Source organism: Pseudomonas sp. P5_B2 (genome assembly GCF_056400445.1).
The window spans coordinates 20,657-28,180 of sequence record NZ_JBFULH010000025.1 but is presented as its reverse complement, the minus strand read 5'-3'; the positions used below and the strand labels follow the sequence as shown (position 1 = coordinate 28,180).

Annotated in this window: 7 protein-coding genes and 1 pseudogene; 5 read left to right on the top strand and 3 right to left on the bottom strand. The window is 58.1% G+C overall.

Going from position 1 to position 7,524, the window contains the following annotated elements; all coding sequences use genetic code 11:
• Positions 1–233: pseudogene (gene crc / locus AC1DRJ_RS05160) on the top strand (catabolite repression control protein Crc); the annotation flags it as partial.
• Between the two features lie 135 nt (positions 234–368).
• Here the strand turns inward: crc and gltS are convergent.
• From gltS to rph, 3 genes are all read right to left on the bottom strand, one after another.
• The gene (gene gltS, locus AC1DRJ_RS05155; protein WP_477801145.1) at positions 369–1,574 is read right to left on the bottom strand and encodes a sodium/glutamate symporter; all 1,206 of its coding nucleotides are present in this window, start codon (positions 1,572–1,574) and stop codon (positions 369–371) included.
• Between the two features lie 447 nt (positions 1,575–2,021).
• Positions 2,022–2,390 (bottom strand): DUF4870 domain-containing protein, encoded by a 369-nt coding sequence (locus AC1DRJ_RS05150; RefSeq protein ID WP_477801144.1) that lies wholly within the window; start codon positions 2,388–2,390, stop codon positions 2,022–2,024.
• Positions 2,391–2,418: 28 nt separating this feature from the next.
• Positions 2,419–3,141 (bottom strand): ribonuclease PH, encoded by a 723-nt coding sequence (rph, locus tag AC1DRJ_RS05145; protein ID WP_007943120.1) that lies wholly within the window; start codon positions 3,139–3,141, stop codon positions 2,419–2,421.
• Between the two features lie 269 nt (positions 3,142–3,410).
• Here rph and AC1DRJ_RS05140 point away from each other — a divergent pair, with 269 nt between their 5' ends.
• The 4 genes from AC1DRJ_RS05140 (at position 3,411) to spoT (ending at position 7,501) form a co-directional block, all read left to right on the top strand.
• Complete coding sequence (locus AC1DRJ_RS05140) at positions 3,411–4,274, top strand: YicC/YloC family endoribonuclease (RefSeq protein ID WP_477801143.1); 864 nt, start codon at positions 3,411–3,413, stop codon at positions 4,272–4,274.
• 12 nt (positions 4,275–4,286) lie between these two features.
• Positions 4,287–4,907: a guanylate kinase gene (gmk, locus tag AC1DRJ_RS05135; protein WP_477801142.1), complete on the top strand. Its 621-nt coding sequence runs from the start codon at positions 4,287–4,289 to the stop codon at positions 4,905–4,907.
• A 167-nt stretch (positions 4,908–5,074) separates the two neighbouring features.
• Entirely contained in the window at positions 5,075–5,338 is a 264-nt protein-coding gene (rpoZ, locus tag AC1DRJ_RS05130; RefSeq protein ID WP_007894670.1) for a DNA-directed RNA polymerase subunit omega, read from the top strand.
• 57 nt (positions 5,339–5,395) lie between these two features.
• Positions 5,396–7,501 carry a bifunctional GTP diphosphokinase/guanosine-3',5'-bis pyrophosphate 3'-pyrophosphohydrolase gene (gene spoT, locus AC1DRJ_RS05125; RefSeq protein ID WP_477801141.1) on the top strand — a complete coding sequence of 702 codons (2,106 nt, stop codon included), beginning with the start codon at positions 5,396–5,398 and terminating at the stop codon, positions 7,499–7,501.
• The last annotated feature ends 23 nt before the right edge of the window (positions 7,502–7,524 follow it).

The window sequence follows — 7,524 nt, the reverse complement described above, 5'->3', positions numbered from 1 at the left end:
GCAATATGGGCTATGTCGATGCCCTGCGCGAAGTCAGCCGCGAAGGTGACCAGTACAGCTGGTGGCCGGACAACGAACAGGCTGAGATGCTCAACCTGGGCTGGCGTTTCGACTACCAGTTGCTGACCCCGGGCTTGCGCCGCTTTGTTCGCAGCGCACGCCTGCCACGTCAGCCGCGGTTCTCGCAGCACGCACCGCTGATCGTGGACTACGATTGGACGCTGACCATTTAAGCGTCGTTTCGCAGATACAAAAAAGCGGACATCGCTCAGACCTGTGAAATTTCGGCGGTCAGCTAGCCGGAAGAAAAAATGCCCGTATCGCAAGATACGGGCATTTTTTGTGGATCGTTAACAGTGATCAGACCTTCAACCAGCGGCAAAGAACGGCAGCGCAAGGTACAGCTTGATCACGATGACATTAATGATGTCGATGAAGAACGCCCCCACCATTGGCACCACCAGGAATGCTATCTGCGAAGGCCCGTAACGCTGAGTCACCGCCTGCATGTTCGCGATGGCCGTTGGCGTGGCACCCAGTCCGAAACCGCAGTGTCCTGCCGCCAGCACCGCCGCATCGTAGTTGCTACCCATGACTCTGAACGTCACAAAAATAGCAAAGAGAGCCATGACCAACGTTTGCGCAGCCAAGATGATGAAGAACGGCAACGCCAGCGAAGCCAGATCCCACAGCTTGAGCGACATCAGGGCAATCGCCAGAAACAGCGACAAGCTGACATTCCCCAGCACCGAGACTTCACGCTCAAACACCTGATACAAGCCAAGCGCTGAAAGTCCGTTGCGCAAAACCACACCCACGAACAACACGCAAACGAAGGTCGGCAACTCAAATGCGGTTTCGCGCAGCGCGCCATTCAGGAGGGTCCCTGCCAGCWGGCTGACCGAGATCAGAGCGAGTGTCTCGATAAACGTAAATGGCGTGATCGAACGCTCTTTGTTCGGCTGCTCAAAGCCCTTTGGCATCCGTGGCTTTTCTTGTTCAAGGCCAGGTGCCTGAACACGCTTGATGAGCAGGCCCGCGACCGGACCACCAATCAAACCGCCCAGCACCAAGCCAAACGTCGCAGACGCCATCGCAAGCTCGGAGGCGGAAGCCAGGCCAAACTTCTCACTGAACGTCGCTCCCCACGCAGCGCCGGTACCGTGACCGCCCGCCAACGTAATCGAGCCGGTCAGAAGCCCCATCAACGGATCGAGCCCCAACGCCTTTGCGAGCCCGATGCCCATGGCATTCTGGATCACCAAAAGCCCAGTGACTGCCAATACAAAAACTCCCACTACGCGCCCGCCTTTTTTCAGGCTGGCGAAGTCTGCACTCAAGCCAATGGTGGCAAAAAACGCCAACATCAAGGGAGCCTGCAGTGAAGTATCAAACCGGACTTCAATATCAAAGAAGCGCAAAGCCAAAAGCACCAGGGCAACCACCAGGCCGCCTGCTACAGGCTCAGGGATATTGTAGGTGCGTAAAAAACCAACGCGAGTGACAAGACCACGCCCCAGTAACAGTACTAAAGAGGCGGCAACCAGTGTTCCATAAAAATCGAGCTGAACCATTGGGATATTCTTTAATATATATTCAGGGGCGAACTTTTTACCTGGCTTCGCCCCTTGAACAGGTTGATCGTCTCAACCCTGATTAGTTTAGATTCAAAGACCGTCAATGGTCTGAATATAACGAAATATTTCTTGGTTAAATTAACTTGTGGCAACTTTATCAACCGCCAAGTCTCGCTGCCAAGCACATAGGCTGAGCTGAAGCGTAGCAGTTGTGACTAAAAGTGTAAGAACGATACGTGCAAGGCAAACTCCTGCAACGCGGGGATACCACACATGACAACCGTCGCAAACAGCTAGAGAAGTTTATCTGTTGTCTGAAAAACAAATGCCCCGATAATTCAGGGCATTGGCTTTAAAACCGCGGCGAACTGCGTTTCACACAGTTGGATTACTGTCGGCTGTATTGTGCACGCTGATTTTCCAATGCGGCATCAGCGCTGATCGTTATTTGATCAACCGCCAAGTGAATGGATACCGGTAAGGAAACCCTTCATTAGCCTTCACGCCAGCAATGATCGTCAGCACCAATGCACCAATAGCAACCAGACCCAACAGGAGGAACCCCACAATCACCACCATCAGCAGGAAGCAGATGGCGGAGGCTATGGCGACGGTGATCTGAAAGTTCAGCGCCTCTTTGCCTTGCGCATCGATGAAGGGGTCCATTTCACGCTTCATCTGCMAGAGAATCAGCGGGCCGATCAGAGTACCGAACGGAATCCAGATCCCCAGCAAGGCGGACAAGTGACAAWACATCGCCCACTGCCGAACTTCTTTGCTCGGGGTGGGAAGTACCTGTTGCTCGTCACTCATAGCGTCCTCCTTGCTGGGTTCCATCCGGTCAGTCGGCCAGTGCAGCCTTCTGCAGGTCGAAGATTTCGCTCATGCCTTTCTTCGCCAACTCCAGCATGGCGTTCAGCTCTTCTGGCTGGAACGGCGCGCCTTCGGCTGTGCCCTGGACTTCGATGAAACCGCCCGTACTGGTCATGACCACGTTCAGGTCGGTCTCGGCAGCCGAGTCTTCCAGGTAGTCGAGGTCGAGCACAGGCTCGCCCTGGTACATGCCCACGGAAACGGCAGCGATCATTTGTTTCAACGGGTCGCCGCCTTTCAGGCCGCCGCGTTTCTTGATGACTTTCAAGGCATCGACCAGGGCAACCATGGCACCAGTGATGGACGCAGTGCGGGTGCCGCCGTCAGCCTGGATCACGTCGCAGTCGACGTACAGGGTCACGTCGCCCAGCTTGGACATGTCCAGCGAAGCGCGCAGGGAGCGACCGATCAGGCGCTGGATTTCCAGGGTACGGCCGCCTTGCTTGCCACGGCTCGCTTCACGCTGGTTACGCTCGCCAGTGGCGCGCGGCAGCATGCCGTATTCGGCAGTCAGCCAGCCCTGGCCCTGGCCTTTGAGGAACCGTGGCACGCCGTTTTCGACGCTGACGGTGCAGATGACTTTGGTATCACCGAACTCGACCAGTACAGAACCCTCGGCGTGTTTGGTGTAGTTGCGGGTAATGCGGATCGAGCGGAGCTGATCGGCAGCGCGACCACTTGGACGTTTCATAGGGAATACCTGTACGGAGGACGGAAAACTGCCGAGCATTATAGAGCCGCCAGCCACGACTGGGCACTTCTAAAAAATTCGCCCGACGATCGAAGGCCCTGAACAGCGCTTTACCGACGGCTTGCAGCCCTTTGTGACAGCGTGTGTTTGGGCGCATCCGCCCCACTGCGCTACAATCCTGCGCCTTTGCTGCCTGTCGGCTTTCATTCACAGATATCGGGTCCGCGAAACCTTTGGTAACGCATCGGCCCGACTTGCGAGGTACCCCCATGGTGCACAGCATGACCGCCTTCGCCCGCGTAGAAAAAGCCGGCACCCAAGGCACCCTGAGCTGGGAACTGCGCTCGGTCAACAGCCGCTACCTGGAGCCGCACTTGCGTCTGCCGGAGTCCTTTCGCGACCTCGAAGGCGCGGTCCGCGAGGCCCTGCGCCAAAGCATCTCCCGGGGCAAGCTTGAATGCACCCTGCGCTTCACCGAAGAAAACACCGATAAACCGCTGCAAGTGGACCGCGAGCGCGCCGCGCAATTGGTCGCCGCCGCCGAGACGATCGCCAGCCTGATCAAAAATCCAGCGGCGCTCAACCCGCTGGAAGTGCTGGCCTGGCCCGGCGTGCTGGTAGGCGATGCCACCGACCCGCAAGCCTTGAATGCCGAAGCATTGGCGCTGTTCAACGAAGGCCTGAAAGAACTCAAGGCTGGCCGCGAGCGCGAAGGCGCGGAGTTGGCGCGGTTGATCAACGATCGCCTGACCTCCATTGAAGAAGACGTCGTTACTCTGCGCGAACTGGTCCCGCAGATGCTCGCCACCCAGCGCCAGAAAGTCCTCGACCGCTTCGCCGACATGAAGGCCGACCTGGACCCGCAACGGCTGGAGCAGGAAATGGTCATGCTCGCGCAAAAGAGCGACGTCGCCGAAGAACTGGATCGCCTGAGCACTCACATCATCGAAGTTCGCCGGGTGCTCAAATCCGGTGGCGCCGCCGGTCGGCGCTTGGACTTTCTGATGCAGGAACTCAATCGCGAAGCCAACACACTGGGCTCCAAAGCCTTCGACCCGCGCAGCACCCAGGCTGCGGTCAACCTCAAGGTGTTGATCGAGCAGATGCGCGAACAAGTGCAGAATATTGAGTAAGGCAAACCCGACATGACCCACAGCACCGGCACCCTGTACATCATTTCCGCCCCTTCGGGCGCGGGCAAGAGCAGCCTGGTCAAGGCCTTGACTGACGCAGATCAGGAGATCCGCGTCTCGGTCTCCCACACCACCCGCGCCATGCGACCCGGTGAAGTGAACGGCGTGAACTACAACTTCGTCTCACGCGAAGAGTTCGTGAAGATGATCGAGCACGGGGATTTCCTGGAGCGCGCCGAAGTGTTCGGCAACCTCTATGGCACCTCGCAAAGCCATCTGCAGCAGACGCTGGACGAAGGCCACGACCTGATTCTGGAGATCGACTGGCAGGGCGCCGAGCAGGTGCGCAAGTTGATGCCTCAAGCGCGCTCGATCTTCATTTTGCCGCCGTCCCTCCAAGCCTTGCATCAGCGCTTGAACAATCGCGGCCAGGACAGCGCAGAGGTCATTGACGGCCGGATGCGTGAAGCGGTCAGCGAAATGAGCCACTACGTTGACTACGATTACCTGATCATCAACGACGATTTCGCCCACGCGCTGAGCGATTTGCAGGCGATATTCCGCGCCAATCAGCTGCATCAGAAGCGTCAGCAGCAGCGTAATGGAAAACTTTTGGCTGAATTGCTCGGCTAAACAACACTTCCCAAAACCGCTGCAAGGGCTTTACATTGGCACTTGCAGCGCGTTGAAGAGCTTGGTCAAAAAATCAGCGCTTCCCTAATCGCTGGTGATTTTTTAAACTGTCTAGTCCGCTCGCCCACCCGGGCAGCGCGCATATTGCATTCGCTCCGAGGAATACCATGGCCCGCGTAACCGTTGAAGACTGCCTGAACCACGTGGAAAACCGTTTTGAACTGGTCATGCTGTCCACCAAGCGTGCCCGTCAACTGGCCACCGGCGGCAAAGAGCCACTGGTTCAGTGGGAAAACGACAAGCCTACCGTGGTAGCGCTGCGTGAAATCGCTGAAGGCCTGATGAGCTACGAGTTCATCGCCAATGCTGAAATCGTCGAAGACGAACCGCTGTTCGCAGCGTTCGAGGACGAGTCCAACGAGGCCGTCTAAGCCTATGCCTGGTCGACGTAGCACGGCGCAGGGTCATAGCGAACGGCAGGAGTTATCATGCCGAGCATAGACGCCCTCGCCGATCGCTTATCGACCTACCTCGGCAAGGACCAGGTCAACCTGGTCCGCCGAGCGTATTTCTACGCCGAACAAGCCCACGACGGTCAACGCCGACGTAGCGGTGAGGCGTACGTCACGCATCCTCTTGCGGTGGCGAATATTCTTGCCGACATGCACATGGACCATCAGAGCCTGATGGCCGCGATGTTGCATGACGTTATCGAAGACACCGGTATTGCCAAAGAGGCGCTGCAAGCGCAGTTCGGCGAAACCGTGGCCGAACTGGTCGACGGGGTCAGCAAACTGACCCAGATGAATTTCGAGACCAAAGCCGAAGCCCAGGCCGAAAACTTCCAGAAAATGGCCATGGCCATGGCGCGCGACATTCGCGTGATCCTGGTCAAGCTCGCCGACCGCCTGCACAACATGCGCACGCTGGAAGTCTTGTCCGGTGAAAAGCGCCGGCGGATCGCCAAGGAAACCCTGGAAATCTATGCGCCCATCGCCAACCGGCTGGGCATGCACGCCATCCGCATAGAATTCGAAGACCTCGGCTTCAAGGCCATGCACCCGATGCGTTCCGCGCGGATCAACCAGGCGGTCAAACGCGCCCGGGGCAACCGCAAGGAAATCGTCAACAAGATCGAAGAGTCCCTCAGCCATTGCCTGGCCATCGACGGCATCCAGGGCGAGGTCAGCGGTCGTCAGAAACACCTCTACGGCATCTACAAGAAAATGCGCGGCAAGCGCCGGGCCTTCAACGAGATCATGGACGTGTACGCGTTCCGGATCATCGTCGACAAGGTCGACACCTGCTACCGCGTGCTGGGTGCTGTGCATAATTTGTACAAACCGTTGCCGGGGCGCTTCAAGGATTACATCGCGATCCCCAAGGCCAACGGCTATCAGTCGCTTCACACCACGCTGTTCGGCATGCACGGTGTTCCGATCGAGATCCAGATCCGCACCCGGGAAATGGAAGAGATGGCCAACAACGGCATCGCCGCCCATTGGCTGTACAAATCCAGCGGCGATGAGCAGCCAAAAGGCACTCATGCCCGCGCCCGCCAGTGGGTCAAAGGCGTGCTGGAAATGCAGCAACGCGCCGGCAACTCGCTGGAATTCATCGAAAGTGTGAAGATCGACCTGTTCCCGGACGAGGTCTACGTGTTCACGCCCAAAGGCCGGATCATGGAGCTGCCCAAAGGCTCCACCGCGGTCGACTTCGCTTACGCGGTGCATACCGACGTGGGCAACAGCTGCATAGCCTGTCGAATCAATCGTCGACTCGCACCGCTGTCTGAACCGCTGCAAAGCGGCTCCACGGTCGAGATTGTCAGCGCTCCCGGCGCTCGGCCGAACCCGGCGTGGCTCAATTTTGTGGTCACCGGGAAGGCGCGGACGCACATCCGCCATGCGTTGAAACTGCAACGTCGCTCAGAGTCCATCAATCTCGGCGAACGCCTGCTGAACAAGGTGCTGAACGGTTTCGACAGTTCGCTGGAAAAAATCGCCGCCGAGCGCGTCAAGGCGATGCTTGCCGAGTACCGTCTGGAACTGATCGAAGACTTGCTCGAAGACATCGGCCTTGGCAATCGCATGGCTTACGTGGTCGCCCGCCGCCTGCTCGGCGAAGGCGAACAGTTGCCAAGCCCGGAAGGCCCGCTGGCAATCCGCGGCACCGAAGGCTTGGTACTCAGTTACGCCAAGTGCTGCACGCCGATCCCGGGCGACCCGATAGTCGGTCACCTGTCCGCCGGCAAAGGCATGGTTGTGCACCTGGACAACTGCCGCAACATCAGCGAAATCCGCCACAACCCGGAAAAATGCATCCAGCTGTCCTGGGCCAAGGATGTCACCGGCGAATTCAACGTCGAACTGCGTGTCGAGCTGGAACACCAACGCGGCCTGATCGCGCTGCTGGCCAGCAGCGTCAACGCGGCCGACGGCAATATCGAAAAAATCAGCATGGACGAACGCGATGGTCGCATCAGCGTGGTCCAACTGGTGGTCAGCGTGCACGACCGCGTGCACCTGGCCCGCGTGATCAAGAAACTACGCGCCTTGACCGGGGTGATTCGCATCACCCGCATGCGCGCGTGAAGCCCACCCTTACAAGGAGTCAT

Excerpts from the sequence above, each read along its gene's own strand:
- rph (WP_007943120.1), bottom strand. The coding sequence starts at position 3,141 with ATGAAACGTCCAAGTGGTCGCGCTGCCGATCAGCTCCGCTCGATCCGC.
- AC1DRJ_RS05140 (WP_477801143.1), top strand. The coding sequence starts at position 3,411 with ATGGTGCACAGCATGACCGCCTTCGCCCGCGTAGAAAAAGCCGGCACC.
- gmk (WP_477801142.1), top strand. The coding sequence starts at position 4,287 with ATGACCCACAGCACCGGCACCCTGTACATCATTTCCGCCCCTTCGGGC.
- rpoZ (WP_007894670.1), top strand. The coding sequence starts at position 5,075 with ATGGCCCGCGTAACCGTTGAAGACTGCCTGAACCACGTGGAAAACCGT.
- spoT (WP_477801141.1), top strand. The coding sequence starts at position 5,396 with ATGCCGAGCATAGACGCCCTCGCCGATCGCTTATCGACCTACCTCGGC.